The sequence below is a fragment of the Geobacter sp. PheSNFMC genome (assembly GCF_059620965.1).
Map to the genome: position 1 here is coordinate 72,382 of NZ_JCAMRN010000001.1, position 25,414 is coordinate 97,795.

General features: G+C 65.7%; 23 protein-coding genes. 17 read left to right on the forward strand and 6 right to left on the reverse strand.

What is annotated here, in order from left to right; all coding sequences use genetic code 11:
* Positions 1–140 precede the first annotated feature (140 nt).
* The 5 genes from AC6CDK_RS00360 (at position 141) to rsgA (ending at position 6,920) form a co-directional block, all read left to right on the forward strand.
* A complete protein-coding gene (locus AC6CDK_RS00360) occupies positions 141–686 on the forward strand; it encodes a helix-turn-helix domain-containing protein (RefSeq protein ID WP_039643401.1) in 546 nt (181 codons plus the stop codon).
* Positions 687–879: 193 nt separating this feature from the next.
* Positions 880–2,076, forward strand: a complete 1,197-nt coding sequence (locus tag AC6CDK_RS00365) for a saccharopine dehydrogenase family protein (protein ID WP_039643403.1) — start codon at positions 880–882, stop codon at positions 2,074–2,076.
* A 188-nt stretch (positions 2,077–2,264) separates the two neighbouring features.
* Complete coding sequence (nspC, locus tag AC6CDK_RS00370) at positions 2,265–3,419, forward strand: carboxynorspermidine decarboxylase (RefSeq protein WP_039643405.1); 1,155 nt, start codon at positions 2,265–2,267, stop codon at positions 3,417–3,419.
* 200 nt (positions 3,420–3,619) lie between these two features.
* On the forward strand, positions 3,620–5,527 hold the full coding sequence (gene speA, locus AC6CDK_RS00375) for an arginine decarboxylase (RefSeq protein ID WP_039643407.1): 1,908 nt from the start codon (positions 3,620–3,622) through the stop codon (positions 5,525–5,527).
* 316 nt (positions 5,528–5,843) lie between these two features.
* A complete protein-coding gene (gene rsgA / locus AC6CDK_RS00380) occupies positions 5,844–6,920 on the forward strand; it encodes a ribosome small subunit-dependent GTPase A (protein WP_039643409.1) in 1,077 nt (358 codons plus the stop codon).
* Between the two features lie 9 nt (positions 6,921–6,929).
* Here the strand turns inward: rsgA and fusA are convergent, their stop codons facing one another.
* Positions 6,930–8,999 (reverse strand): elongation factor G, encoded by a 2,070-nt coding sequence (gene fusA / locus AC6CDK_RS00385; RefSeq protein WP_039643411.1) that lies wholly within the window; start codon positions 8,997–8,999, stop codon positions 6,930–6,932.
* A 151-nt stretch (positions 9,000–9,150) separates the two neighbouring features.
* Between fusA and AC6CDK_RS00390 the strand changes: the two genes are divergently transcribed.
* The 4 genes from AC6CDK_RS00390 to AC6CDK_RS00405 all read left to right on the forward strand — a co-directional run bounded on the left by AC6CDK_RS00390 (position 9,151) and on the right by AC6CDK_RS00405 (position 13,821).
* Positions 9,151–11,010 (forward strand): DUF6600 domain-containing protein, encoded by a 1,860-nt coding sequence (locus AC6CDK_RS00390; RefSeq protein WP_192905282.1) that lies wholly within the window; start codon positions 9,151–9,153, stop codon positions 11,008–11,010.
* Positions 11,011–11,099: 89 nt separating this feature from the next.
* Entirely contained in the window at positions 11,100–12,401 is a 1,302-nt protein-coding gene (locus tag AC6CDK_RS00395) for a nitrite/sulfite reductase (RefSeq protein ID WP_039643413.1), read from the forward strand.
* A gap of 182 nt (positions 12,402–12,583) precedes the next feature.
* Positions 12,584–13,318 carry a hypothetical protein gene (locus AC6CDK_RS00400; RefSeq protein WP_039643414.1) on the forward strand — a complete coding sequence of 245 codons (735 nt, stop codon included), beginning with the start codon at positions 12,584–12,586 and terminating at the stop codon, positions 13,316–13,318.
* On the forward strand, positions 13,318–13,821 hold the full coding sequence (locus tag AC6CDK_RS00405) for a nitroreductase (protein WP_039648120.1): 504 nt from the start codon (positions 13,318–13,320) through the stop codon (positions 13,819–13,821). The genes AC6CDK_RS00400 and AC6CDK_RS00405 overlap by 1 nt, the downstream gene beginning before the upstream one ends.
* 21 nt (positions 13,822–13,842) lie before the next feature.
* On the opposite strand, the gene AC6CDK_RS00410 is transcribed toward AC6CDK_RS00405, so the two are convergent.
* Both AC6CDK_RS00410 and AC6CDK_RS00415 read right to left on the reverse strand, forming a co-directional pair.
* A complete protein-coding gene (locus tag AC6CDK_RS00410) occupies positions 13,843–15,237 on the reverse strand; it encodes a sigma-54-dependent transcriptional regulator (RefSeq protein ID WP_039643416.1) in 1,395 nt (464 codons plus the stop codon).
* A 34-nt stretch (positions 15,238–15,271) separates the two neighbouring features.
* Positions 15,272–16,180, reverse strand: a complete 909-nt coding sequence (locus AC6CDK_RS00415) for a selenium metabolism-associated LysR family transcriptional regulator (RefSeq protein WP_039643418.1) — start codon at positions 16,178–16,180, stop codon at positions 15,272–15,274.
* Between the two features lie 126 nt (positions 16,181–16,306).
* Between AC6CDK_RS00415 and AC6CDK_RS00420 the strand changes: the two genes are divergently transcribed.
* From AC6CDK_RS00420 to AC6CDK_RS00455, 8 genes are all read left to right on the forward strand, one after another.
* Positions 16,307–16,825 (forward strand): DsrE family protein, encoded by a 519-nt coding sequence (locus AC6CDK_RS00420; RefSeq protein ID WP_039643420.1) that lies wholly within the window; start codon positions 16,307–16,309, stop codon positions 16,823–16,825.
* A gap of 16 nt (positions 16,826–16,841) precedes the next feature.
* The gene (gene yedF, locus AC6CDK_RS00425) at positions 16,842–17,429 is read left to right on the forward strand and encodes a sulfurtransferase-like selenium metabolism protein YedF (protein WP_039643422.1); all 588 of its coding nucleotides are present in this window, start codon (positions 16,842–16,844) and stop codon (positions 17,427–17,429) included.
* Positions 17,430–17,478: 49 nt separating this feature from the next.
* Positions 17,479–18,240: an acyl-CoA dehydratase activase gene (locus tag AC6CDK_RS00430; protein WP_039643424.1), complete on the forward strand. Its 762-nt coding sequence runs from the start codon at positions 17,479–17,481 to the stop codon at positions 18,238–18,240.
* Positions 18,241–18,273: 33 nt separating this feature from the next.
* Positions 18,274–19,437: a double-cubane-cluster-containing anaerobic reductase gene (locus tag AC6CDK_RS00435; RefSeq protein WP_192905281.1), complete on the forward strand. Its 1,164-nt coding sequence runs from the start codon at positions 18,274–18,276 to the stop codon at positions 19,435–19,437.
* A gap of 27 nt (positions 19,438–19,464) precedes the next feature.
* Entirely contained in the window at positions 19,465–19,887 is a 423-nt protein-coding gene (locus tag AC6CDK_RS00440; RefSeq protein WP_039643428.1) for a rhodanese-like domain-containing protein, read from the forward strand.
* The gene (locus AC6CDK_RS00445) at positions 19,851–21,131 is read left to right on the forward strand and encodes a (Fe-S)-binding protein (protein ID WP_318258651.1); all 1,281 of its coding nucleotides are present in this window, start codon (positions 19,851–19,853) and stop codon (positions 21,129–21,131) included. The genes AC6CDK_RS00440 and AC6CDK_RS00445 overlap by 37 nt, the downstream gene beginning before the upstream one ends.
* 99 nt (positions 21,132–21,230) lie before the next feature.
* Positions 21,231–22,088 carry a sulfurtransferase gene (locus AC6CDK_RS00450; RefSeq protein WP_226048272.1) on the forward strand — a complete coding sequence of 286 codons (858 nt, stop codon included), beginning with the start codon at positions 21,231–21,233 and terminating at the stop codon, positions 22,086–22,088.
* A gap of 118 nt (positions 22,089–22,206) precedes the next feature.
* Positions 22,207–22,950, forward strand: a complete 744-nt coding sequence (locus tag AC6CDK_RS00455; protein ID WP_192905280.1) for a rhodanese-like domain-containing protein — start codon at positions 22,207–22,209, stop codon at positions 22,948–22,950.
* Between the two features lie 70 nt (positions 22,951–23,020).
* Here AC6CDK_RS00455 and AC6CDK_RS00460 read toward each other — a convergent pair whose 3' ends face one another.
* The 3 genes from AC6CDK_RS00460 to AC6CDK_RS00470 form a co-directional block, all read right to left on the reverse strand.
* Positions 23,021–23,446, reverse strand: a complete 426-nt coding sequence (locus AC6CDK_RS00460; protein WP_039643432.1) for a c-type cytochrome — start codon at positions 23,444–23,446, stop codon at positions 23,021–23,023.
* Positions 23,447–23,624: 178 nt separating this feature from the next.
* Entirely contained in the window at positions 23,625–24,548 is a 924-nt protein-coding gene (locus AC6CDK_RS00465) for a class I SAM-dependent methyltransferase (RefSeq protein ID WP_192905279.1), read from the reverse strand.
* Positions 24,545–25,309, reverse strand: coding sequence for a glycosyltransferase family 2 protein (locus tag AC6CDK_RS00470; protein ID WP_039643434.1), 765 nt, complete (start codon positions 25,307–25,309; stop codon positions 24,545–24,547). The genes AC6CDK_RS00465 and AC6CDK_RS00470 overlap by 4 nt, the downstream gene beginning before the upstream one ends.
* Between the last annotated feature and the right edge of the window lie 105 nt (positions 25,310–25,414).

A 25,414-nucleotide genomic window follows, 5' to 3' on the forward strand; every position in this document is an offset into this window, starting at 1 on the left:
TATTATATACCTCCCCTCGTGTCGATTGGTTTAAACGAAAAGTTTAGAAATGCTAAACCGGCTGCTTGACAGAAAGTTTAGAAATGCTAAACAGCGTGTGTAAACAAAGAGTTTAGTATTTCTGAACCAGGAGAAACCACGTGAAGATCGGCGAGCGGTTGAAGCGGCTCAGGATGATCAACTCCCTCACCCAGGAGGAACTGGCCAATCGGGCCGACCTGACCAAGGGATACATCTCCCAGCTTGAGAACGACGCCACCTCCCCGTCCATCGCCACCCTGAAGGACATCCTCGACGTCTTCGGCGTCAGCATGCAGGAGTTCTTCAGCGACCCCATCGGCGAGGACGTGGTCTACGGCAAGGATGCCCGGGTTCAGACCTCGGCCGACGATGCGGCCGTGACGGTGGAACTCCTCGTCCCCGGCGCCCAGAACCGGGAGATGGACCCGGCCCTGGTGACCCTGTCCCCGGGCGAGGAGATGGACGAGCAGAACTTCCACGAGGGGGAGGAGTTCGGCTTCGTCCTTCTGGGCCGGATCCAGCTCCGGCTGGACGACAAGATCTACACGGTGAAAAAGGACGAGTGCTTCTACTTCACCTCGGACAAGCGGCATACGGTGAAGAACATCGGCAAGGGGCCGGCGAAGATACTCTGGGTCGTGACCCCGCCGACCTTTGATTATTAACGAACGCGCTCTTTCCGAAATATCGCGTTCTCAAGAATTGTTACACGGATTTCAGCCCATATCATTAGTTCAAGCGGCGTCAGATTCGTGATGATAACGGCGGATGAGAGGAGAGGGGCCCGCAGGCGTAGCAGCGCTACGTCGACGAGCAGACGTCGTTAGCGCGCGAATATGGCGGCGCCCAGGAGGAATCATGAGCAAGGTACTGATAATCGGAGCCGGCGGCGTCGGCCAGGTCGTTGCCCACAAGTGCGCCCAGCGCAGGGACATCTTCAGCGGGATCACCCTGGCCTCCCGGACCAAGGCCAAGTGCGACGCCATCGCCGCCCAGTTGAACAACAGCATCGCCACTGCCCAAGTGGACGCGGACAATGTCCCCGAGTTGGTGGCGCTCATCAGGAAAGAGCAGCCGAAGCTCGTCATCAACGTGGCCCTGCCGTACCAGGACCTGACCATCATGGACGCCTGCCTGGAGACCGGGGTCGACTATCTCGACACCGCCAACTACGAGCCCCTGGACACCGCCAAGTTCGAGTACTCCTGGCAGTGGGCCTACCAGGACCGCTTCAAGAGCGCGGGGATCATGGCGCTGCTCGGTTCCGGCTTCGACCCCGGCGTGACCAACGTCTACACCGCCCTGGCCGCCAAGAAGTACCTGGACGAGGTGCAGGAGATCGACATCATCGATGCCAACGCCGGGAGCCACGGCCAGCCCTTTGCCACCAACTTCAACCCCGAGATCAACATCCGCGAGGTGACCGCCCCGTGCCGCCACTGGGAGAACGGCGAGTTCGTCGAGACGCCCCCCCTCTCCACCAAGCGGGTCTTCGACTTTCCCGAGGGTATCGGCCCCATGAACATCTATCGCCTCTATCACGAGGAGATGGAGTCCATTGTCAAGCATATCCCGACCATCAAGAAGGCCCAGTTCTGGATGACCTTCTCCGACAACTACCTGAAGCACCTGGAGGTGCTCCAGAACGTGGGCATGACGCGCATCGACGAGGTGGAGTTCCAGGGGCAGAAGATCGTGCCGATCCAGTTCCTGAAGGCGCTCCTCCCTGACCCCGGTTCCCTCGGCCCCCTCACCAAGGGGAAGACCTGCATCGGCGTCATCGCCCGCGGCCTCAAGGACGGCAAGCGGAAACAGGTCTACATCTACAACATCTGCGACCACGAGGCCTGCTACAAAGAGGTCGGCTCCCAGGCCATCAGCTACACCACCGGCGTACCGGCGGTGGTGGGCGGGATCATGATGCTGACCGGTAAATGGCACGCCCCGGGCGTCTGGAACATGGAGCAGTTCGATCCCGAGCCGTTCCTGGCGGAGCTTGGGCCCATGGGGCTGCCGACGGTGGTGGTGGACGGCGGCGAATGGCCGGAGCTGTAGGAGGAGCGCACTCTTCCGACCATCTCCCCGCCGTTCTCGGAATGCCCGTTGTGCGGCGTAGCGCTGCTACGCCTCCGCCGGCATCCCTGCGGGTGCGAGGATCTGGCCGAAATCTTGCGCTCCGGCGGTTAAGACGTTTGATCACTGTCTCTCTGCAGCGCCGTCCGCGGTAAATAAGGTTCTGGACTTTGACTGGTATCGACATCGAAAAAATCCTGAAGCTTGCCCCGTCTCCCGCCTACGTGGTGGACCTGGGGCGGCTGCGCCACAACCTGGCCATCCTGGACCAGGTGCAGCGGCGCAGCGGCGCCAAGATACTCATGGCGTTGAAGGCCTTCGCCATGTGGAGCGTCTTCCCGATCATCCGGGAGACGCTCCACGGGGTCTGCGCCAGTTCGCCGTGGGAGGCCCGGCTGGGGCGCGAGGAGTTCGGCCGGGAGGTCCACAGCTTCGCGGCCGCCTTCAAGGAGAGCGACGTGGTGGAGCTGCTTGCCACCTCCAACCACCTGGTTTTCAACTCCTTCAACCAGTTGGAGCGGTTCCGGCCCCTGTGGGAGAAGGAGCGGGGACGGGTCTCGGTGGGGCTGCGGGTGAACCCGGAGCATTCCGAGGGGCATACCCCCATCTACGATCCGTGCGCGCCCGCGTCGCGGCTCGGCATTCCCCGGCGGGAGTTCGACGGCAGATCCCTCCAGGGGGTGGAGGGGCTCCACTTCCATACCCTCTGCGAGCAGCTCTTCGAGCCCCTGGCGCGGACCGCCACGGTATTCGAGGAAAAGTTCGGCCCGTTTCTCCACGGCATGAAGTGGCTGAATCTGGGGGGCGGCCACCACATCACCCGTGAGGGGTACGACATCGACGCCCTGGTGGAGCTCATCACGTACTTCAAGGGAAAGTACGGCGTGGAGGTCTACCTGGAGCCGGGGGAGGCCATTGCCATCGGCACCGGCATCCTGGTGGGGGAGGTGCTGGACGTGGTGCACAACGAGATGGACATCGCCATCCTCGACGTCTCCGCCACCTGCCACATGCCCGACGTGCTGGAGATGCCCTACCGTCCCGGCATTACCGGCGGCTTCGACCCCGGCGAGAAGGCCCACACCTACCGCCTCGGCGGGCCGTCGTGCCTGGCCGGGGACGTCATCGGCGACTGGTCCTTTGAAAAGCCCCTGAAGCCGGGCGACCGGCTCTCTTTCGAGGACATGTCCCACTACACCATGGTGAAGACCACCACGTTCAACGGCATCCAGCATCCGGCCATCTGCACCTTCGAGCCGGAGACCGGGGAGTTGCGGGTGGTGAGGACGTTCGGATACGAGGATTTCAAGAGCAGATTGTCTTAAGGAGGGGCGATATCTTCCGACCATCTCGACGCCGCGTCCTCGAAACCCTGCCTCAACGTAGCGCTGCTACGCCTCGGCACGGTTTCTGCGGGCCGGCACCGATCTGGCCGAAATCTCTCGCCCCTTGGGAAAACCGTAAACTGAAAACGATTACCTAACAGCGGCGTTAGTGCGCGAATATGGCGTCGCCAGGAGAGCATATGGAACGTTGGTCGATTAACGAATCTGCGAAGATCTACAACCTCCCCAACTGGGGCGCCGACCTCTTCTCCATCAACAAGAAGGGGAACGTCTGCGTGCACCCGTCACCCACGTCCAAGCATTCCATCGACCTGCGTGCCCTGGTGGACGATCTGATCAAGCGCAAGATCAAGCCCCCTATCCTGCTCCGGTTCATGGACGTGCTCCAGGGGCGGATCGCATCCATCAACCGGGTGTTCAAGAACGCCATCGACGAGAACGACTACCCGGCCACCTACCAGACCTTCTACCCCATCAAGGTGAACCAGCAGCGGCAGGTGGTGGAGGCCATCGCCAAGTTCGGCAAGCGCTACAACATCGGCCTTGAGGTGGGCTCCAAGCCGGAGCTGGTGATCGGCATCTCCTTTGCCACCGGCAACGGCATCCCCATCATCTGCAACGGCTACAAGGACACCGAGTATATCGAGACGGTCCTCTACGCCACCAAGATCGGCTACGACATCACCATCGTGGTGGAGAAGATGTTCGAGCTGGAGAAGATCATTGCCCTGTCCAAAAAGACCGGCATCAAGCCCAAGCTCGGTATCCGGGTGAAGCTTTCCTCCAAGGGGACCGGCAAGTGGGCCACCTCCGGCGGGGAGGACGCCAAGTTCGGCCTCCGGATGTCCGAGATCATCGCCGCCATCGGGCTTTTGGAGCAGAACGACCTCCTGGACCGGGTGAATCTCCTCCACTTCCACATCGGCAGCCAGATCACCAAGATCGACAAGATCAAGAGCGCCCTGATCGAGGGGACCCGCATCTACGCCGAGATGCGCAAGCTGGGGGTCGGCATCCGCTACGTGGACATCGGCGGCGGCCTGGGGGTCGACTACGACGGGTCCAAGTCCAGCTACTTCTCCAGCGTCAACTACTCCATCGAGGAGTACGCCAACGACGTCATCTACCAGATCAAGAACATCTGCGAAGATGCCGGCGTCGAATGCCCCAACATCATCTCCGAATCGGGGCGGGCCACGGCGGCCCACTACTCGGTGCTCGTGACCAACCTCCTCAACACCAACACGTCCAATGCCATGCCCGACTTCGAGGAAACCCTCAAGGGGGCGGAGAAACTGGCTCCCACGGTCAAGAAGCTGGTGGACATCTACAAGAGCATCGACCGCTACTCGCTGCGGGAGGACTACCATGACACGGTCCAGCTCATCCAGGAGGCGGTGAGCCTCTTCAACCTGGGCTACCTGACCCTCAACGAGCGGGCCATGGCCGAGTGGCTCCACGGCAAGATCCTGCGCAAGATCAACAGCATCGTGGAAAAGATCAAGCCGATCCCCGAGGAACTCCAGAATTTCCAACTGAGCCTGCGGCAGACCCATTTCGCCAACTTCTCGCTGTTCCAGTCGATTCCCGACTCCTGGGCCATTGACCAGCTCTTCCCCATCGTGCCGATCCAGCGGCTCAACCAGAAGCCCGACGTGATGGCCACCATCGCCGACATCACCTGCGATTCGGACGGGGAGATCACCAGCTTCGTGGGAGAGAACGGCCGGACCAAGTTTCTGCCGCTCCACAAGATGCGCAAGGATGAGGCCTATTTCGTGGGCTTTTTCCTGATCGGCGCCTATCAGGAGATCCTGGGGGACATGCACAACCTGTTCGGCGACACCAATGCCGTGCACGTCACCTTCAACAAGAAGACCGGCTACAAGATCGACACGGTCATCCATGGCGACGCCACCTGGGAGAGCCTCAAGTACGTCCAGTACAAGGGGCCGGAGATCCTGAAGCACGTCCGCGACACCCTGGAGAAGGACGTGGCCCTGCGCAAGGTTACCATCGAGGAGAGCAGCCATTTCCTGGAACTGCTGGACCGGACGCTCCTGGGGTACACCTACCTGGGGGAGTGACGGGGCCCCGTCTGCCCCTTTCCGGCCGCCCGCAGCGGCAGCCGGCAGCCCCACCGCTTCGCCCCGGGAGAGGTCAGGGAACACCGGCCTGGACCTCTCCCTCCGAAAAAACTCCAAGCGACGCCCTTGTCCCCCGATTCGCCTTGCCAGCCATGGAGCCGATTTCCTGTCGCACCGGCATCCTGCTGTTTTGCGGGACTTTTTTCTCCGGGAGAGCCCCCGGCCCCCTTGCGGGACGTTCAGAGAAAATGTGACACAGTAGACGCAGGACCCTCAACGGAATGTCCGCGCATGAAGCCACCCACGAGGGAGCCAGATGGAACTGCTTGAAAAAATGGGATGGGATGACTGGTTCGCCGCCCATGCCGGGGCGTCCTCCGACGCCGGCCGGCCGGGGCGGGTCGTTGCCGAGCAGCGCGGCGAATACCGGGTGCGCACGGCAGACGGCGAGGTGGCGGCCATCCTTACCGGGCGGGCCATGCGGGAGACGGCCGGCGACCGGCTCGAACGGCCGGTGGTGGGCGACTGGGTGATCGTGGAGCCCGTTGCCGGCGACAGCACCGTCCTGGTGCGGGCCGTTCTGCCCCGCCGCACCATCCTGGCCCGCCGCGAGTCGGGCCGTGCGGCCGAGGTCCAGCCGGTGGCCGCCAACGTGGACATCGTCTTCATCGTGGCCGGACTGGACGGCGCCCTCAACCTCCGCCGGCTCGAGCGGTTCCTGGCCGCGGCCCGCGAGAGCGGCGCCGAACCGGTGGTGCTGCTCACCAAGAGCGATCTGTCCGGCGATCCGGCCGCACCGGCGGAGGAGGCCGCAACGGTCGCTCCCGGCATCCGGGTCATGACCGTCAGCTCCCTGGACGGCGCCGGGGTCGACGAAGTCGGGGCCCTTCTCGCCCCCGGCGTGACCGCCTGCTTCATCGGGCCGTCCGGCGTGGGCAAGTCGAGCCTGGTCAACCGCCTGGCAGGGGATCCGGTCATGGCCACCGGAGCCGTGCGCGAGCGGGACGCCAAGGGGCGCCATACCACCACCCATCGCCAGCTCATCCTCCTGCCGGGCGGGGGGATCGTCATCGACACGCCGGGGATGCGGGAGTTCGGCCTCTGGCAGGTGGACGAGGGGATCGACGCGGCGTTTCCCGAGATCGCGAAGCTGGCTGCCGGCTGCCGTTTCCACGACTGTTCCCACCGGCACGAGCCCGGTTGCGCCGTCCGCACCGCCCTGGCCGGCGGCGGGCTGGATCCGGGCCGCTACGGCAGCTATCTTAAGCTTCGGCTGGAAGAAGAAACCATGGCTACCCTGGCCGATGCCGAGGGGCGGCGGGAGCGCAAAAAGGGGGAGCGCCGCATGGCCAAGGGGCTGCGGACGGTGCTGCGCACAAAGGAAAAGAAGTAGCCGTCCGGTTCACGCCTCCAGGCCGAAGCGCCGCAGCACCTCGGCCGGTGCCCGGTCGTGGTGGGAGAATTCCATGGTATAGGTGCCGCGCCCCTTGGTGGCGCTGCGCAGTTCGGTCATGTAGCCGAACAGTTCCGCCAGGGGGACCAGGGCCCGGATGGTTTCCGTGTCGCCCTGGCTGCTGATCCCCTCGATCCGTCCCCGCTTCTGCTGGACCGAACCGAGGACCTTGCCGGCATAGTCGGCCGGGATGACGATCTCCAGGTTCATGACCGGCTCCAGGAGCGTGAGCCCCGCGTCCCGGGCCGCCAGCATGAGCCCCCTGCCTGCCGCCGCACGCACTCCCGCCTCGGTGGTCACTCCCGGCTCCACCGGAACCGCCGCCACCCGCACCTCCAGATCAGTGAGGGGATAGCCGGTGCGGGACCCGGCAGAGCAGGCCCGGCCGATGCTGTCGGCTGCCGCGTCCCGCAACTCCTTGCCGATGCCCGGTTCCGCGGCGTCCGGCACGCTCACCCGCACCCCGGCCCCCCGCGGCAGGGGCGAAAGCTGCAGCAGGACCTCTCCCCCCTGGACCTTCCCCTCGTGCTCGGCCCGGAAGACCTCCCGCCGCTCCACCGGCCGGGTGATGGTTTCCCGATAGACCACCTGGGGCCGCCCGGTCTTCACCCCCACGCCGAATTCCCTCTGCAACCGGTCCACAACCACTTCCAGGTGGAGCTCACCCATGCCGGTGAGAATGGTCTGGCCCGTTTCCTCGTCCTCGTGGACCCGGAAGGTGGGGTCTTCCCACTGGAGCTTCTCCAGGGCCGGCAGGAGCTTGTCCCGGTCGTCCACCCCGCGGGCCTCCACCGCCAGCGACACCACCGGCTCCGGCACGGCCAGTCCCTCCAGCACGATCCGGTGGGCCGGGTCGCAGAGGGTGTCGCCGGTCAGCACCTCCTTGAGCCCTGCCGCCGCCACGATGTCGCCGGCGGCCGCCTCCTCGATCTGTTCCCGCTTGTGGGCATGCATCCGGAAGAGCCGGGCGAGCTTCTCGAAGCACCCCCGGGAGCTGTTCCAGACCGCGCCGCCCGCCTTGATGGTGCCCGAATAGACCCGGAGGTAGGTGAGCTTGCGCCCCTCTTCCGACTGTACCTTGAAGGCCAGGGCGCAGAAGGGGCCGCGCGGGTCGCAGGGGAGTTCGTCAACGGTTTCGCTGCCGGGGCGTTGGCCTTTGGCAGGGGGGACGTCAAGGGGAGAGGGGAGAAAGTCGACCACGGCATCCAGCAGCGGCTGGATCCCCTTGTTCCGGAGGGCCGAGCCCAGGAGCACCGGGAAGATGCGGCAGGCCAGGACCCCGCGCCTGAGCGCGCCCCGCAGCCGGTCGGCGGAGATATCCTTGTCCTCCAGGAGATCGGCGAGGATGGCGTCGTCGAAATCGGCGGCCGCCTCGGCAACGGCATCCCGGGCCTCGCGCGCCGCGTCCAGCAGGTCCGCCGGCACGGGACCCCGGCTGACGGTCCGCCCCTGGTCCCCCTCGGCAAAGGCAACCAGCTCCGCGGCAAGGAGGTCGATCACCCCGCGGAAGCCGGTTTCCTCGCCCACGGGGAGTTGGAGGAGCACCGGCCGGGCCTTGAGCTTCTCCTCCATCTGGCGCAGGGTGCCCCGCAGGTCGGCGCCGACCCGGTCCATCTTGTTGATGAAGCAGATGCGGGGGACCCGGTAGCGGTCGGCCTGGCGCCAGACCGATTCGCTCTGGGGCTGGACCCCCTCCACGGCGCTGAATATGGCCACTGCGCCGTCGAGGGCCCTGAGGCTCCGCTCCACTTCGATGGTGAAATCGATGTGCCCCGGCGTGTCCACCAGGTTGAGTCGGTGGTTGCGCCAGGTGCAGACGGTGGCGGTGGAGGTGATGGTGATCCCCCGCTCCTGCTCCTGGGGCATCCAGTCCATGACCGCGTCGCCGTCGTGGACTTCGCCCATCTTGTGGGTTTCGCCGGTGTAGAAGAGGATGCGTTCGGACACCGTGGTCTTGCCGGCGTCAATGTGGGAGATGATGCCGATGGTGCGGACCTGGTCGAGGGGGGGGCGGGCCATGGGACCTCCGGGACGCGAATTGTCCGACAGTATAGCGAAAAGGAGCGGTCTTTGCCAGACGGATGGAGGGTGCGTTGCGGCCCGTTCATCCGCCGCTACAATTGTGAAACAGCCCGGTGTCCCGCGCGGGACGCCGGAGGGGAGGTTGATCATGGGAATCGCGAGTCGCGCAGCAGCGTTGTGCGCCGTTGTGATCCTCTGGGCCGCGTCGGCTGCCGCCGCGGCCCAGTTGGGCACGGCCCGGCTTTCGCTGGTGGCGGGAGACGTGCAGATGCTCACCGAGGACACCAATGAGTGGGTAGCGGCGGCGGTCAACACGCCGCTGGCCGAAGGAGACCGGCTCTGGTCGCCGGAGGGGAGCCGGGCGGAGATCCAGGTGCGGGGAGGAGTCCAGGTGCGGGTCGATGCCCGGACCGCCCTCGACATCGTCGACCTGGGCCGGGAATCGTTCCAGCTCAGCCTGGCCGAAGGACGGGCCTATCTCACCAATCGCAAGGGCGGGGTCGACCGCATCCGGGTCGACACCCCCTACGCCTCGACCGGCATCTACGACAACTCCATCGTCATGGTTGACGCCACGAGCGGAGGCGCCGCGGTCGTGGCCGTGATCAAGGGCTATGCCGTGGTGGAGACCCGCCAGGGCACGACGCGCGTCTCCGCCGGCAGCGAGCTGCGGCTGACGGTCGACGAGCAGGCGGAGATCGCCCCGATCGGCTCGCCCGACGAGTGGGAAACCTGGAACCGGAAGCGGAACCGGGTGCTGGCCGATGCGGCCGAAAGCCTCCGCTACGTGCCCGACGAGCTGGACGACTACGCGGCCGACCTGGACGCCAACGGCCGGTGGCTCTACGCGGGGGAGTACGGCTACGTCTGGTCGCCCCGGGTCTCAGCCGTCGTGGATTGGGCCCCCTATCGGCTGGGGCGGTGGACGTGGGTGCGCGGCTCCTACGTCTGGATATCCTATGAGCCCTGGGGGTGGGCGCCCTACCACTACGGGCGGTGGGTATTCGTGTCCCGGGTCGGCTGGTGCTGGGTGCCTCCCTCCCGCGGCGCCGCCTACTGGGGGCCGGGGTACGTGGGGTGGGTGTACAGCTCGGACACCGTGGCCTGGGTCCCGCTGGCGCCGGGCGAGGTCTACTACGGCATCGGCTTTTACGGCCCCTTCAGCGTCGATATCACGAACGTGGCGGTGAATCCGGTAGTGGTCCGCACATACCGCCACATCCACGTCCGCAACGCCGTCACCATCATCGACCGGGACACCTTCATCACGGGGAGGAGAGGGCGTTCGATTGCGCGGGAGAACCCGTTCATCTCCGCCAGGGTCGAGGTGGGTCCCCCGGCCATCAGGCCCGCCCGGGAAACCCGGCGCCCCATCGACAAGCGGATAGCCCCCGAACGGCAGCCGCCGGAGCGCATCAGGAAGCTGAAGCCGGAGGAGGTACGGCGCGACCGCCGCCCGGTTCCCGGCGATGCGGGATCGGTCTTCGGCCCCGGCCGCCAGGCCGGCGAAATGCGGGTGAAGCACCGCGAAACGCCGCGCCGCCAGGAGACGGCGCCGGCACTGTCCGGCAATCGGCAGGGCGGAAAAGGTGCCGGGCTCCCCACCGGTCGCGAACGGTTACCAGAAGGGAAGGGACGCAACGCGTCCCCGCCCCCGCCCCCGCGCGCCGTTCCCGGTAAGGAGCCGTCCCCCCGGCCACGCCCGGATGACGCGGCGCGCCAGCCCCGCGTCCAGCAACGGTCGCCCCAGGTGAAGACGCCTGCCCCCGACACGATGAAGCAGGTGCCGGAGAGGAAAAAGCAGGCCCCCGCCCCTGGGAAGCAGGCACCGCAGGTAATGCCGGCGTCCCCCGGCAGTGCCGGCAGCCAGGGACGGGAAATCTCGGAGCGTCCCGCGCCCCACCCGGAACAGGCCCGCGAGCCCGAACTCCAGCGTCCGGCCCGTGAGCGACGAGACGAGGGGCAGGGAAAGGGTCGAAAAAAGTACGACAAAAATGATCGAGAATAGTACGGTATATTACTGGGGATATTTTATTGTTTTAAGTACGATATTTGTGTGGTACTCTTTGGTAAAATTATTTACCAAAGAGGTAAACAATGCGATTCGATCCGCAACAGCTCAGAATTGACGGCGTGTATGCCCAGCGGCACCCCGGAACCTTCATGCTCCGGATAAAGGTGCCGGCGGGCATTCTTTCAGCGGAGCAGGCCGAGGCGGTGGCCGGCATCGCGGACCGGTTCGCCGGCGGCCTGCTCCATCTTACCACCAGGGGAAGCATCGAGCTGCACGGCCTCACCGAGGATCACCTCCCATCGGTCTGGCGCGGCCTTGCCGCCGTGGGCCTCACCACCCGCGGCGCCTGCGGCGGGGCGGTACGCGGGGTGGTCTGCGGCTCGGTCACCGCCGCGGCCTGGCCCCTGGTCCAGTCGCTGGCCCACAAGCTCCATCTGCACTTTACCCGCAATCCCCATTTCGAGGCACTGCCTAAAAAATTCAAGATCGGCGTGTTCACCGGCGACAACGAAGGGCGCCACCTGATCCAGGATCTGTCGCTCGTGCACCGGGAGAACGAGGCCGATGCTCCGCGCTACGACGTCTGGGCGGCCGGCGGCCTCGGCCGGGAACCCTTGCCGGCATTCCTGGTGGAGGAGGCGGTGGCCGAGGATCGGATCATCCCCCTGGTGGAGGCCATTGTCCGGGTCTACAAGGAGCGTGCGCCCAAGGGAAAGCGTCTCAAGCATCTGGTCCGCGACCTGGGCCGCGAGGAATTCCTCGCCCTGGTGGCGGAGCGCCGGGGAGACCAGCCCCTGCCCCTGGCCGACTTCTTCAGCGGCGAGCTGTTCCCGTCCGTCGCCGCCGGCAACGTCTGCGTGGAGGCACCGGTCTTTGCCGGCGAACTGACAACGGGCGGCCTGCGGTCCTTGGCCGCCGTGGCCCGTGACGTTGCCGGCGGCTTCATGGTGCTCACCGGCGATCAGAACGTGCGCTTCCTCCTGCCCGAGGCCGCGCGCCGTCAGGACGCCCTCGACGCCATGGCCGCCGCCGGGTTCGCTGCGGACCGCCCCGAACAGCGGGTAGCCTTCCGCATCTGCCCCGGCAGCCACGAATGCGCCATGGGGCTCGCGCCGACCAGGGACGTGGCCCGGGCCGTCATCGGCGCCATGAACGACGACGCCGCGGCGCTCCGGTGGTCCATATCCGGCTGCCCCAACTCCTGCTCCCAGCCCCAGCTTGCCCGGGTGGGGATCGTCACCGCCAAGAGCGTCAAGGGAGAGGACGGACAACGCCGCCCCCTCTTCGACCTCTATCGCCGCGAAGATGACGGCAGCCTGGGTGTCCTGGTCGGGAGCGGGCTCGAACTGGAAGAGCTCGTGGCGGCCGTGCGTCTCGAACGCTGACCGCTGCCACGTGCCGGAGGGACGGGTTGGCATGTTAATTGTAAATTTGCATTACCTAACGAGTTGTATTATACAGGACGGGGTAGTGCGAAGGATCTGCAATGGCCGCAACTCTCCGGAGAAACTTCCGTTTCGCGGAGAGGGCCCTGGTGCCGGTGTAAGCCAATTGACGGGAGGTTGACGTGGAGTTTCTCCATAATGTCACCATAGTGACTATCGTTGAGGTCTTCTTCTGGCTGATCGCCGCCATCATCAGCATCTATTTCAGCATCGGCAATGCCCGCCTCTGGACTAGCATCGCCATCGGCTTCTGCCTCATTTTCTTCAGCCAGGCGTACGCGCTCAACCCCTTTTCCATGTACCACCATCTGGCGGCGGTCCACTACGTGATCAGCACCATCGCCATCATTGTCCTGACATTCGGGTTCCGGGAGTACTACCTCTTCACCCGGACCCTCGAAATAACCGGCAGCAAGCGCACCGTCGCCACCCTGACCGTGGGAGCCATCGCACTGTCGGCTCTGTTCATTTACACCAACCCGCCGCCGTCCGATTACGTCCTGCGCCAGATCAGGATGATCGACAACGCCAACTGGGTCTTTCTTTCCATCGTCAACTTCGACATGATTCTGAAGATTTACCGCCAGATCAAGGACTCCCCCATCTCCGGCGGATTCATCGCCTTCGGCGTTGCCTTTGTCTGCCTGTTCCTCTGGAAGGGGTCGGCCCTCTACCTCCAGGTCTACCAGTGGGACCCGGAGTGGGTTGACCTGATCGAGTTCCTGGGCGGGGCTTCCAATGCGGCCGACTTTCCGGGCCGGATAGCCTTCTCCATGTCGGTCCACCAGGCCATGAGCCTCGTCTCGGCCATGACGGTGGGGGGATCGTTCATCTACCTGTGGCGGTTGATGCGCTGATGGAACTGCTCGAAGGGATTTTTTCGCGCCGCAGCGTGCGGCAGTTCACCGATGAGCCGGTGAACCCCGCGGAGGTGAAGGAGATCATCCGGGCCGGGGCATGGGCACCGTCCGGACTCAACAACCAGCCGTGGCGGTTCGCCGTTGTCCGCGACCGGGAAAAGCTCCGGGACCTGGCGGGGCTCACCCGCTACCGCCACATCGTGGAAGGGGCGCCGGTCAGCATTGCGGTGTTCTGCGACCGGGACGCCATGTACCACGAGACCAAGGACCATCAGGCCATGGGGGCCTGCCTCCAGAACATGCTGCTGGCGGCCCACGCCCTGGGGCTCGGGGCCGTGTGGCTGGGCGAGATCCTGAAGAGCGCCGGCCAGGTGCGCGACCTGCTGGGGCTCCCGCCGAACCTGGAGCTCATGGCGGTGATCGCCGTGGGACGGCCGTCCGGGGTTCCCCACCACTCGGACCGCAAGCCCCTGTCAGAACTGATCGTCGCGGAATTCTGACCCCGCGGTACCTGCCGTTTCCTATCCCCCGTCGCTTCCGCCCCCGTGCAATCCATGCCGCGCCATCTTGTAGCGCAGCGTTCCCCGTGGAATCTTGAGAATCTGGGCCGCCTGCAGCACGTTGTTGCCGGTCATGTCCAGGGCCGCAGCGATGAGCTGCTTCTCGTAGCGGTCGGTGGCCGCTTCGAGCCCCAGGGCCAGGTCCGCGGTCACATCCGTGGCCGGCGGGGCAGCGGCCCCCTCGGTCTGCTTGATCTCGGGCGGCAGGTGGTTCGGGGTCAGTTCCGGGCCGTCATGCATGATGCAGATCCGCTCGATGACGTTTTTCATCTCGCGGATGTTGCCGGGCCAGGGGTGCGTTTCCAGCAGCCGCAGAGCCTTGGCCGAGATGGTCTGGAAACTGCGGTTGAAGGTGCGGCCGTAGCGGTCCAGGTAGAATTTCGCCAGGACCGGGATATCCTCTTTCCGCTCCCGCAGCGGCGGGATGTGGATGGGAAAAACGTTGAGACGGTAGTAGAGGTCTTCCCTGAAGTTCCCCTCGCGGATGGCGTCGCGCAGGTTGCGGTTGGTGGCCGCGATCACCCGCACGTCGATGTCGATGTTCCGCGTCCCGCCGACCCGCCTTATTTTCCGGTCCTCCAGCACCCGCAGCAGCTTGGCCTGGATGGAGACGTCCATCTCGCCGATCTCGTCCAGAAAGATGGTCCCCTTCTGGGCTTCCTCGAAGAGGCCGGGCTTGCGCTGGCTGGCATCGGTGAACGCCCCCTTCTCGTGGCCGAAGAGCTCGCTTTCCAGCAGTGAAACCGGCATGGACGCGCAGTTGATGGCGACGAAGGGGGCCTCGCGCCGGTCCGAGAGGTGGTGGATGGTGCGCGCCACCAGTTCCTTGCCGGTGCCCGACTCGCCGGTGATGAGGACCGTTGAGAGGGGGAAGCGGGCCACCTCCTTGACCTGGCGGATGATCTCCTTCAACCCCTCGCCGGCCCCCACCAGGGGGACGTTTTCGAACAGGGTCAGGTCCCCTTTGCGGAGATTGCGGACCTCGCGCCGCAGGGTCTGGGTCTGGAGCGCCAGCTTCACGATGACCCGCAGGGCGTCCGCCTTGAAGGGCTTTTTCATGTAGTGGAAGGCGCCCAGCTTCAGGGCGTCCACGGCGCTTTCCACCGAGCCGAAGCCGGTGATGATGATGACGAGGAGCTCCGGGTCCAGGATCTTCAGCTCCTTGAGCACCTCGATGCCGTCCTCGGTGCCCAGGTTCAGGTCCAGCAGGACCAGGTCCACGTCCTCGTCGGCAACGATCTCGCGCGCCTCGGTGCCGGAGGCGGCGCAGAGGGCCTGGTAGCCGTCTTCGGTGAGGATCCGCTCCACGTTTTCGCGGATGAACGCCTCGTCGTCTATGATGAGAATCTTTTCCATGGTGTGTAATGACGGGGGAGCGTCGAGCTGCGGGTCAGGCGGACCGGGTGCCGAGCCGGGTCCCGGTCAGCTCGCCGATGAAGGCGAGGGCCGGTGGGGAGAGTTCCCGGCCGGTGCGGGCGACGAGATAAAAGGTCCGGGCGATGGTCAGCCCCTCCACCGGCAGTTCGACCAGCTCGCCCCGGGCGAGCTCCTTGCGCACCGACAGCTCCGACACGAACGACAGCCCCAGACCGGTTGCCACTGCCTGCTTGACCGCCTCGTTGCTGCCCAGGCAGGCGCGGACGTGGAGCCTCTCGGCGGGCAGGCCCGCCTCCGCCAGTGCCTCGGCAACGCTCTTGGCCGTGCCCGACCCCCGCTCCCGGAAGACGAAGCCGTGGTTCGCCAGTTCGGCGAGGGGAACGGCTCCGGTGCCCGCCAGGGGGTGGCCCGGGGCGGCGATGAGCCGTATCTCGTCCCGGCCGAGGGGGGTGAAGGTGAACCCCTCCTCGTCGAAACGGCTGCCGATGATGCCCACCTCCGCGTCCTCCCGCTCGATCCGGTCCAGGATGTCGCGGCTGTCCCCCTGGAGCAGCGTCACCTGGACGCCGGGGTGCCGCCCCAGGAACGAGGCGAGCATGGCGGGAATCAGGTAATCGGCCGGGATGGTGCTGCCGCCGATGCGCAGCTCCGCCTCCTCAAGTCCCCGGAACCGCCGCATGACTTTGCTGATTTCGCGGCTGCCGGCCACAACTTTCCGGGCGTGCTCCAGCAGGATTTTCCCCCCCTCGGTGAGGAGCGCCCCTCGGCTCGTCCGGTCCAGGAGCCGCACGCCCACCTCGCTCTCTAGGGCGGCAATGTGCTGGCTCACGGTGGATTGGGTAAGGAAGGTGGCTTCCGCGCCGCGGGAGAAACTGCCGCTCTCGGCGACTGCCAGAAATACTTCGAGCTGCTTGAGGTTCATGGCGTGATATCGTCTTTCCCGATTGAAGTTATTTCATATATGAAAAATATCAATTTGACCTGATTCTGTCAATTAGTCGATAATTTGCACGGTTTTATCCTATGAATGTATCACGGAGGGATTCTCATGAAAAGGGAAGAAACGGAGTGCCCGGAGTCTTCGGCAGCGGATGCGGTTAGCAGGGGCGACTTCCTCAGGACCATCGGCATGGGGCTCGGCGCGGCAGGCCTTGCCGGGCTCATGGGTGGCCAGGCCTTTGCGGGTGACCCGGAGGGGAAAGGCAAATACGTCATCGTCATCACCCATGGCGGCAATGATCCGAACCGCGCCATCTTTGCCCTGCTCATGGCCCAGGTGGTTGCCGACAAGGGCTGGGGCAAGGTCCACGTCTGGATGACCCTGGAAGGAGCCGATCTGGCCAACAGCAACAAGGCCGGGCGGATCGAATCCCCCATCTTCAAGAAGTTCGGCAATGCCGAGAGCATCATGAAAAAGCTCAAGGACAAGGGGGCCTGGTTCGGCGCCTGCCCGCCGTGTGCCGAATATGCCGGCGCCGTGGGGGGCGACAAGTTCGATTTCGTGGAAAAGGCTGCCGGCGACTGGCTCATGAAGAACATCCAGGACTCCTGGGTCCTCTGGATGTAGGAAGGTTACAGCTTCTATGAAAACGATCGATTGCAGGAACATGGCGTGCCCGGCGCCGGTGGTGTCCACCAAGCGGGCGCTGGAGGAGGCGGGCGGAGAGACCGTGCGGGTGCTCGTCGATGGGGGGGCGCCCCGCGAGAACGTGGCCCGCTTCGCCGCCAACCGGGGGTTCCGGGTGGCCGTCGAGGAGGCGGACGGCGGCTTTGCCATCACCATCGGCAGCGGGGAGGGCGCCCCTTCAGCCCCGGCGGAGAACCCCGCGCGGCAGGGCCGGACGGTCATGCTCATCACCTCGGACCGCCTGGGCGACGGCCCCGAGGAACTGGGCCGGCTCCTGATGAAGAACTTCATCATCACGCTCCTGGACCAGGAGAGTCTCCCGGACCGGATGATGTTCCTCAACTCGGGCGTGCTCCTCACCACCGAAGGGTCGGAGGTGCTTCAGGCGCTGGAGCACCTGGGCAACCGGGGGGTGGAGGTCCTTTCCTGCGGCGTCTGCCTCGACTTCTTCCACTGCAAGGAGAAGCTCGCGGCCGGAACGGTAACCAATATGTTCACCACGGCCGAGGCGATGCTCACGGCCGGTTCCGTCATTCGCCTGTAATGGGTGCTGATTGTGTGATGCCGCGGCGCGGCTGCGGCGGGAGGCAGATATGGTGAGTGTCGGGATCGACATCGGCTCCACCGCCACCAAGGCCGTCGTGTTCGACGGCATGGTTCGCGGCCGGGCAGTGGTACCAACCGGCTGGGAGCCGCGCGAGGCGGGCCTTCGGGCCTTTCGCGAAGCTCTTTCGTCCGCCGGGCTCCGGGAAGAGAGCGTCTCCCGCGTGGTGGGCACCGGTTACGGCCGGGTGTCCCTGCCGTTCAGCGATCAACGGGTCACGGAGATTTCCTGTCACGCGCGCGGGGCCTGGTACCTGAATCCCGACACCCGCGCGGTCATCGATATCGGCGGCCAGGACAGCAAGGTCATCCTGGTAAGCGATGACGGATCGGTGTCCGACTTCATCATGAACGACAAGTGCGCCGCGGGCACCGGCCGTTTTCTCCAGGTCATGGCGGGCATCCTCGACCTCACCCTCGACGAGCTCGGCTCCCTGGCCGCGTCCAGCGAACCGGTGCCGCTCACCAGCATGTGCACGGTCTTCGCCGAATCGGAAATCATCGGCCTCCTCGCCCAGGGAACCCCCAAGGGCGCCATTGCGGCCGGCATCATCGACGCCATCGCCCGCCGGATGGAAGGGCTGGTGGGGCGGCTGGAGGCCCACGAGGGGATTACCTTCACCGGGGGGCTCGCCACCAACGGCTCCATCAGCGGCGTCATCGCCCGGCGGCTGGGGCTGTCCCTGCACGTGCCGGAAGACCCCCAGACCGTGGGCGCCCTCGGCGCCGCCCTCATCGGCTGCAATGCGTAGTATCCCGGTCCGGAAAGAGGCCATCCTGTCGCCATGATACATTCAGAAACCTTTGTCGAGATAGCCACCCTCAAGGAGCGCAATCTCATTGCCCTCAAGGAGGCCAGGGAAGCCGGCCGGCATGCGGTGGGCACCTACTGTCTCTTTTCGCCGACGGAACTGATCCTGGCGGCCGGCGCCATTCCCGTGTCGCTCTGCGGGACGAGCCAGAAGCCGATCCCCGCGGCCGAGAAGGTGCTGCCCCGCAATCTCTGCCCGCTCATCAAGTCGAGCTACGGGTTTGCCGTCACGGACACCTGCCCCTATTTTCACTTTGCCGACTTCCTCCTGGCAGAGACCACCTGCGACGGCAAGAAAAAGATGTATGAGCTTCTGGGGGAGCTCAAGCCGGTCCATGTAATGCAGCTTCCCCAGATCCAGGACGAGGCTGCCCTGGAATACTGGCTCCTTGAGGTCCGACGGCTCAAGGAGCGACTTGAGAACGAGTTTGGCGTGCAGATCACCGGCAAGGCCCTGACCGAAGCCATCCGGCTCATGAACGAAGAGCGCCGGTCCCTCCAGGCGCTCCAGGACGTCTGCAAGGCCATCCCGTCCCCCATCAGCGGGCTCGACCTGCTGACCGTCCTTCACAACCGCGGCTTTTCCGTGGACCGGCGGGCAGCCATCGGGCTGGTGGATCGATTCGCGGCCGAGTTGCGGCAGATGGCCGCAGCGGGCATCTCGCCCTTCACCGAATCCACGCCGCGGATTCTGATCACCGGCGTGCCCGTGGGGATCGGTTCGGAAAAGCTGATCCGGATCATCGAGGAGAGCGGCGCCTCGGTGGTCTGCCTGGAGAGCTGCGGGGCTTACAAGAAGGTGGAGCAGGTGCGGGAAGACGGCGACCCGCTTCGGGCCATCGCCGAACGGTACCTGAAGGTACCCTGCTCATGCATGTCGCCCAATGCCGGCCGATTGGAGCTGGTGGAGCGCCTGACGCGCGAATTCCGCGCGGACGGAGTCGTGGACCTGACCTGGCTCGGGTGCCATACCTATGCCGTTGAATCATCGGTCCTGAAGAAGCATCTGCAGCAGCGGACCGGTCTGCCGTTCCTCCAGATCGAAACCGACTATTCGGAGTCGGACACGGGCCAGCTGAAGGTCCGGGTCGAGGCATTCCTCGAAATCGTCCACCGTTCAATGAAGAGGACCGCCTAGGGCGGTCCCGGAAAAAAGGAGAATCGCATGAGAAGAGTAGTAGTCCTGGCAGCAATGATGGTGGTGGCCTTGGCGGTGGCGGCGCTGGCGGCCGATTACCGGTACGTGAATCAGGACACGTTCAAGCAGTGGGTCGAAGGGGGCAAGTCCATGGTCATCGTCGACATCCAGACCCCCGAGTCGTTCCAGAAGCGGCATTTCAAGGGCTCCCTCGAAACCAACGCCTATCCCGTCAAGAGCGACGAGGACAAGAAACGGCTCGACGCGACCCTCGAACGGATCAACGCCACCGCCGACGAGGTGGTGATCGTCTGCCCCCGGGGCGGCGGCGGGGCAAAGAACAGCTATGACTACCTGAAGTCCCGCGGTGTGGACGAGAAGCGGCTCTTCATCCTTGAAAAGGGAATGGAGGGGTGGCCCCATCCCCAGCTCTGCGAATCGGGCTCATGAGCCGTCCCCCCTGGTCCGCCGGTGACGTGGCAACGCGTTGCACCGCCTGCGGCATCTGCGTAGCCGAATGCGCCTTCCTGCGGGAGCACGGCACGCCACAGGCGCTGGCAGCGTCCTTTGATCCCCGGCGACAGGACCAGTCCCATCTCCCCTTCGGGTGCAGCCTGTGCGGCCTCTGCCGCGCGGTCTGCCCCGAAGGGGTCGATCCTGCCGCCCTGTTCCTTGCCATGCGGCGCGCCACCGCCGATGCCGGCACGCTGCAACTGTCTCCCTACCGGGGGCTCCTGTCCTACGAACGGGCCGGGACATCGAGACTTTTCACCTGGTACGGGCTTCCCGACGGGTGCCGCACGATCTTCTTTCCCGGCTGCGCGCTGCCGGGGACCCGCCCCCGGACAACGCTGAAGCTCTTCGACCTGCTGCGCGGCAACGACCCTTCCCTCGGCATGGTTCTCGACTGTTGCACCAAGCCGTCCCACGACCTGGGGCGGTCCGGGCACTTTGCGGCCATGTTCGGCGAAATGAAGGCCTACCTCCTGGCGCAGGGGGTGAAAACCGTCCTGGTGGCCTGCCCCAACTGCCACGGGGTGTTCTCCCGCTATGCTCCTGAACTGGAGGTGGTCACCGTTTACGAGGTGCTGGCCCGGGCGGACATCGGCGTCGCCCGTGCCGCCGGCGGAGAGGTGACCGTGCACGATCCCTGCGTCTCGCGCGATAACGCCGGGGTGCACGCGGCCGTGAGAACACTGCTGGGCGCAGCCGGGCTCAGGGTTCGGGAAATGCCCCACCACGGCGCCCGGACCCTCTGTTGCGGCGAGGGGGGAGCGGTCCGCTGCACCGCGCCCCGCCTGGCCGGCGCGTGGACCTCCCTGCGCGCGGCAGAGGCCGGCGGCAGCACGACGATCACCTACTGTGCCGGCTGCGCCTCGTTTCTCGGCCCGCACACGCCCACCAGCCACGTGGCGGATCTCCTCTTCGAGCCGGAGGCCGCCCTGGCGGGCAGGGTCAAGGTGGCCAGCGGGCCCCTGACCTACCTGAACCGTCTCCTGCTTAAGAGGCGGTTGCGCCGCACCCTCCCGGTTGCCTCGTCGCGGGAGCGGACCTTTCGCGGCGATGCCGATGGCACCCGCAGACCCGCCGGCAGGAGCCGCGCCGCGCTCGTCCTCCTGGTGCTGGCGGTCGCCTGCGCCGTCGCACTGTTCATCCTTGGCAGCGGCATGCCGGGGGGGAGCGTTTTCAGATGATCGCAGGGAAGGCCGGTGTGCTGCGCCGGTCCGGGCGCGGTCAGGCCGGGTTCGACGCGGAGCGCACGGGATGATGTCGAAATGAGGAGGATTTCCCTGATGGAAAGATGCCGCGGGCGTTTCGTTCTGTTGACCGTTCTGGTCGCAGCCGTTGTGGTGGTGCTTGCCGCTTCCGGCGCATCAGCCCGCGATTTCGGGCTGATGGAGCCCCAGTCCCTGGCGCGCGCCGCCGGAACCTGGGTGGTGCTCGACGGCCGGCCGCGCTCCGACTGGCAGGCGGGTCACATCCCCGGCGCCCGGTCCTTTTCGTGGGAGAACTACACCAGGACAGACGACAGGGGGGTCCCCTACAAGCTCTGGCCGCCCCGCGACCTCGCCCGGGCCCTGGGAGCCATGGGGATCGACGAGCGGACTCCCGTGGTGGTTTACGGGGATGCGGACAAAAGCTGGGGAGGGGAGGGCTGGGCCGCCTGGGTCCTGGCCTGGCTTGGGCACAAGGGCCCCGTGCGGATGCTCGACGGCGGCATCCAGGCCTGGACCGCCGCGGGGCTTCCCCTCACGCGGGGCCATGAACGGTACAGCGGTGGCACCCTGACGTACCGCTCTGCCGTCCGGCCCGAGGAAGATATTACCACCGCCGAGCTGGAGCGTTCGCTCGGCACGGTCGCTATCATCGATACCCGCTCTTTTTTCGAGCGGCTCGCCGGCCGCATCCCCGGCTCGGTGCACATCCCCTGGGACAAGTTCTTCACGGGCAAGGAACGCCGGCCCCTGGCACCGGCCGAGGTGCGCAGGCTCCTGGCCAGGAACGGGGTCGATGCGGACCGGCCCGTTGTCTACTACTGCGCCGGGGGAATCCGGTCGGCGTACGCCCTGATGGTGCACGAACTGGCCGGCCTGGGCCCGGCCCGCAATTACGAGGGCGGGATGGAGGAGTGGAAACGGCTGCATCGTTGAGCGACGCCGTTTTTCCGGCTGCCTCCCGGCGAACGGACCGAACTGTATGTGAGCCCCAATGCGGGGCATGATGCCCGCGCCCGCTGATCCGGGCCGGTTACCCAAAGGAGGAAGGTAGATGAGGCGAATCGCGCTGTTTGCACTGGTATGCGCTGCCGTGGCCCTGGGCGTCCTGGCCGGCAGTCCCGTCCGGGCCGCCGGGGATTACCCGGTTGTGACCACGGACCACCTGAAGGCCATGATCGACGAGAAGCAGGATTTCCTGCTGATCGATGCCAGGACCCCCGAGGAGTACGCGGAAGCGCACATCGTCGGAGCGGTCAACGTGCCGGAGAAGGCCTTCGACAGCGCTTCGGCGCAACTCCCCGCCGACAAGGCGAAGCTCATCGTTCTCTACTGCAACGGCGTCAAGTGCGGCAAAAGCAAGCGGGTGGCCAAAAAGGTGGAACCCCTGGGGTACACCGCCATTGCCGTCTATAACGAAGGGATGCCGGTCTGGGAAGAGCGGGGCCTCCCCATCGTCACGGGGGCGGGCTACGGCAGGAAGATCGATACGACCAAGGTTCCGGCCGCCGAGCTGGACCGGATGATCCGCTCCGGCAGCCAGGACTATATCCTGATCGACGTGAGGGACGAGATGGAGTTCGAGGAGGGGCACATCCCCACGGCCATCAATATCCCGGCCGAGCAGCTTGCGGCCCGGTCCGACCAACTGCCCAAGGAAAAGAAGATCATCGTTTACTGCAATACGGGCAGCCGCAGCTACATGGCCTACAAGAAGCTGATCGGCCTCGCCTATCCCTCAATATTCCAGTCGCTGTTCGTCGAGTGGAAGGAGGCGGGGCTGCCGACGGCACGGTAACCGGATGCGGAACGGAAGGATTGGGCGGAAAAAGGGCCACCGGAGTCGGTGGCCCTTTTCGGTGGCGGGGCTACTGTTTGTGGAGGCTCTGCACGAAGCCGACCAGGGTGTCGATTTCGATTTCCTGGAAGGCTGACCCGAAGGCGGGCATGCCGTTGGGACGCCCCTTGACAATGCTTTCCTTGATAGCCTCGGGGGTCCTGCCGTACTTGAACTGGGCCTGGTCGAGGGCCGGTCCGCTGCTGGTCCCCGTGCCGTTGCCGTCCGTGCCGTGGCAACTGGCGCACCGCTTGTTGAAGATGGCCCGTCCCATGGCGGTCTGTTGCTGGTCGTTCATCCCCTCGGGCATGGCGGCCGGACCACCGGCGGACGGTGCGGGAGCCTGGGGTGCCTCCTGCTTCGAACAGCCGGTTGCGGCAAGGGCGGACATCACTGCCACGAGGACGGTGGCCCGTTGCAGGCGGCGGCGCTGGGCACTGATAGTTTTTGGAATCATGGCGTACCTCCGTTTGATAAAATACATCTCATGAAGTATAGTGAGGACCGATTGCCTGTCAAGAGGAGGGTTGTCAAGGGCCGTCCCACGGCACGTGCCGGGGGATGAGCCGGGCGAGGAGATCCAGGGTGTTGCTGCTCCCGCCCGCTGCGATGATCGGACACCGCGCCGCGCACCCTCACGTGCGCGGCGTTTTTTGTGCAACCATCACCAGGGTACCGCCCCGTCCCAGGAGCGTTTCCCCGATCACCAGCAGCGTCGCTGCCGGCGCGAAGAGCACCGCCAGCAGGAGGCTGATCAGGGTGAGAGCGTCGTGCCCGCCGCGCCGCCGGCCGGTCAGGGCGGCAAAGAGGATGTTGGGCACCGGCAGCAGCGCGTTGAGGGCGCTCTGGAGCCACCCCATCAGGTCGTACTCGAACTCGTGGTGCATGGTGCGGACAACCGCACATCCGTCAGCGGCCAGGAGCCGCCCCAGGGCCGCGCGGTTGAAGTGGTAGAGGTGTCTCGGCACGTCCAGGTGCAGCCAGTGTCGGCCGAAAAGCCAGCATTGAAGCCCGCCGGCATCCGGCACGGCCACCACCAGCACCCCGCCGGGGCCGAGCATGGCGGCGAGCCGCGCCAGGAGCCTCCGAGGGTCAGTCATGTGCTCCAGGCTGTGCCAGAGGGTGATGCAGTCGTAGGGGATGCCGTCGTCGGCGGCATCCACGCTGTGGCGCACATCGAGCCCCGCCTCCCGGGCCGCGGCCGGGTTCAGCTCGGTCCCCACCGTCCGCCAGCCCCGCTGTCTCGCCTCCAGGAGAAACGTCCCGTCCCCGCACCCCACGTCCAGAAGGCGCCTGCCCGCGCCATCGCCCCCGCAGGCAACGGTCACCCACCGGATGCGGCGTCGGGCGCACCAGGCGGCGGTCACGCCGTGCCGGCCCCCGTGATAGGCTGCCCCGTAGTAGGGTGCCATGTCGGCGGGTTGCGGCTCCGTATGCCCCAGGCCGCACCGGCCGCACCTGGTGAGGTGAAACCGTTCGCCGGTCTGGGGGTCGGCAACCTTGTCCAGCCAGGGGGCCAGCGGCCCGCCGCAGGCCCGGCACGCAGAAAGGCGGGTCATTGCGCCGCCGCCTGATCGTTGCGGGGGGTGAATCGCTCGGACCTGATCAGGCCCATCCGCGCCAGCCTGAACTCCAGGGCCGTGCCCAGGACCCCGAGGCCGTAGATGACGCTCCGCCGGAAATTGATGGACGAGGCATCCTCGAAGTACTTGGTCGGACAGCTCAGCTCGCCGATCCGGTAGCCGTGCCAGATGATCTGGGCCAGCATCTGGTTGTCAAAGACGAAATCGTCGCCGTTGGCGTCCAGGGGGAGCTGCTCCAGCACCTGGCGGGAAAAGGCCCGGTAGCCGGTATGGTACTCGGACAGCTTGTGGCTCAGCAGCAGGTTCTCCACCAGGGTCAGCACCCGGTTGGCCACGTACTTGTAGAGGGGCATGCCCCCCTTCAGGGCGCCGATGCCCAGGATTCTCGAGCCGAGGACCGCGTCGAATTCGCCGTAGGCGATCATGGCGGCCATGGCGGTGATCAGCTTCGGGGTGTACTGGTAATCCGGGTGGACCATGATCACGATGTCCGCGCCCAGATCCAGGGCGGCCCGGTAACAGGTCTTCTGGTTGGCGCCGTATCCCTTGTTCCGGTCGTGGACGATGGTCCTGATCCCGAGCCGCTCGGCCACCTGGGCGGTCCGGTCGCGGCTGGCGTCGTCCACCAGCAGCACGTGGTCAACGTGCTCGAAGGGAATCTCGGCGTAGGTCATTTCCAGCGTCTTCTCGGCGTTGTAGGCCGGAAGCACGACAACTATCCTGCGTGAATTGAGCATGTAGGCACCGGGTCGGGGCCGCCGGCAGCGAAATGGCCGGTCGTGCCGCTTCCGCGCCGGCAACGGCCGGAGACGGAAGGTTGGGGTGTCGGGGAATGCGGCGTT

Coding starts and splice junctions, on each gene's coding strand:
- AC6CDK_RS00365 (WP_039643403.1), top strand. CDS start 880: ATGAGCAAGGTACTGATAATCGGAGCCGGCGGCGTCGGCCAGGTCGTT.
- speA (WP_039643407.1), top strand. CDS start 3,620: ATGGAACGTTGGTCGATTAACGAATCTGCGAAGATCTACAACCTCCCC.
- rsgA (WP_039643409.1), top strand. CDS start 5,844: ATGGAACTGCTTGAAAAAATGGGATGGGATGACTGGTTCGCCGCCCAT.
- fusA (WP_039643411.1), bottom strand. CDS start 8,999: ATGGCCCGCCCCCCCCTCGACCAGGTCCGCACCATCGGCATCATCTCC.
- AC6CDK_RS00390 (WP_192905282.1), top strand. CDS start 9,151: ATGGGAATCGCGAGTCGCGCAGCAGCGTTGTGCGCCGTTGTGATCCTC.
- AC6CDK_RS00395 (WP_039643413.1), top strand. CDS start 11,100: ATGCGATTCGATCCGCAACAGCTCAGAATTGACGGCGTGTATGCCCAG.
- AC6CDK_RS00405 (WP_039648120.1), top strand. CDS start 13,318: ATGGAACTGCTCGAAGGGATTTTTTCGCGCCGCAGCGTGCGGCAGTTC.
- AC6CDK_RS00410 (WP_039643416.1), bottom strand. CDS start 15,237: ATGGAAAAGATTCTCATCATAGACGACGAGGCGTTCATCCGCGAAAAC.
- AC6CDK_RS00415 (WP_039643418.1), bottom strand. CDS start 16,180: ATGAACCTCAAGCAGCTCGAAGTATTTCTGGCAGTCGCCGAGAGCGGC.
- AC6CDK_RS00420 (WP_039643420.1), top strand. CDS start 16,307: ATGAAAAGGGAAGAAACGGAGTGCCCGGAGTCTTCGGCAGCGGATGCG.
- yedF (WP_039643422.1), top strand. CDS start 16,842: ATGAAAACGATCGATTGCAGGAACATGGCGTGCCCGGCGCCGGTGGTG.
- AC6CDK_RS00430 (WP_039643424.1), top strand. CDS start 17,479: ATGGTGAGTGTCGGGATCGACATCGGCTCCACCGCCACCAAGGCCGTC.
- AC6CDK_RS00435 (WP_192905281.1), top strand. CDS start 18,274: ATGATACATTCAGAAACCTTTGTCGAGATAGCCACCCTCAAGGAGCGC.
- AC6CDK_RS00440 (WP_039643428.1), top strand. CDS start 19,465: ATGAGAAGAGTAGTAGTCCTGGCAGCAATGATGGTGGTGGCCTTGGCG.
- AC6CDK_RS00450 (WP_226048272.1), top strand. CDS start 21,231: ATGGAAAGATGCCGCGGGCGTTTCGTTCTGTTGACCGTTCTGGTCGCA.
- AC6CDK_RS00455 (WP_192905280.1), top strand. CDS start 22,207: ATGAGGCGAATCGCGCTGTTTGCACTGGTATGCGCTGCCGTGGCCCTG.
- AC6CDK_RS00460 (WP_039643432.1), bottom strand. CDS start 23,446: ATGATTCCAAAAACTATCAGTGCCCAGCGCCGCCGCCTGCAACGGGCC.
- AC6CDK_RS00465 (WP_192905279.1), bottom strand. CDS start 24,548: ATGACCCGCCTTTCTGCGTGCCGGGCCTGCGGCGGGCCGCTGGCCCCC.
- AC6CDK_RS00470 (WP_039643434.1), bottom strand. CDS start 25,309: ATGCTCAATTCACGCAGGATAGTTGTCGTGCTTCCGGCCTACAACGCC.